This window comes from Mesorhizobium sp. M1A.F.Ca.IN.020.06.1.1 (assembly GCF_004023265.1).
Taxonomy (GTDB): Bacteria; Pseudomonadota; Alphaproteobacteria; order Rhizobiales; family Rhizobiaceae; genus Mesorhizobium.
The window spans coordinates 1-656 of record NZ_RZSR01001632.1 but is presented as its reverse complement, the minus strand read 5'-3'; the positions used below and the strand labels follow the sequence as shown (position 1 = coordinate 656).

The following is a 656-nucleotide window of genomic DNA, read 5'->3' as shown; positions in this document are numbered from 1 at the left end:
GGCCGGATAGACAGCAAAACGCTCTCCACTAAACCGAAGCAAATCCACTCCTGCTCCTCGTGAATGGCGCGCCAAGCGCGGATGCGCCGCTCTAGCGTGCGGCGCACGCCTTCGTCCAGCTCAGAATGCCGCCGCATGATCTCCTCGAATATGGCCACGGGGCGGATGCCGGGCGCGGCCTTGAGCAGTGGAACGATCTCCTCCGCGAAAATGCCGGCAAGCAGGTCAGGGCCCCGTCGGCCGGCGCGGATGCTTCTCGATCCGGTAGACGGTCGCCACGTTGATCGAGGCCTTTGCCGCGGCAACGGCCATCGAATGGGTCCGTGTGAGCTTCATGTAGAGCCTCATCTAAAAGTTGGTTATTTGGCGGCCGGGCACAAGGTGATTCCTCCAAAGCGGAATGACCACCGGCATACCCAGCCGGGGCGCGACCACCAAGAAGACCCTCAAGCAGGCCGCCGCTGGAGGCCTCTACGCTACCCAGTTGCAGCTACCTGACGATACCTCCTTGCCAGTTGTCCGATGATGCCGGTGCCTTGCGGCACGGCTGGAACCACAATGTGCCGCATCGGGGTGCCGGTGCCTGCGCCTTCGCTCCTGGAACAATCGGCAACACGAGCTTCGAAGGAAATTTCTCCGAGTGATATACCTTATTG

General features: G+C 61.6%; 1 pseudogene. It reads right to left on the bottom strand.

Annotation, left to right across the window (positions count from 1 at the left end):
* Positions 1-348: pseudogene (locus EOA60_RS36020) on the bottom strand (hypothetical protein); the annotation flags it as partial.
* Positions 349-656 lie beyond the last annotated feature (308 nt).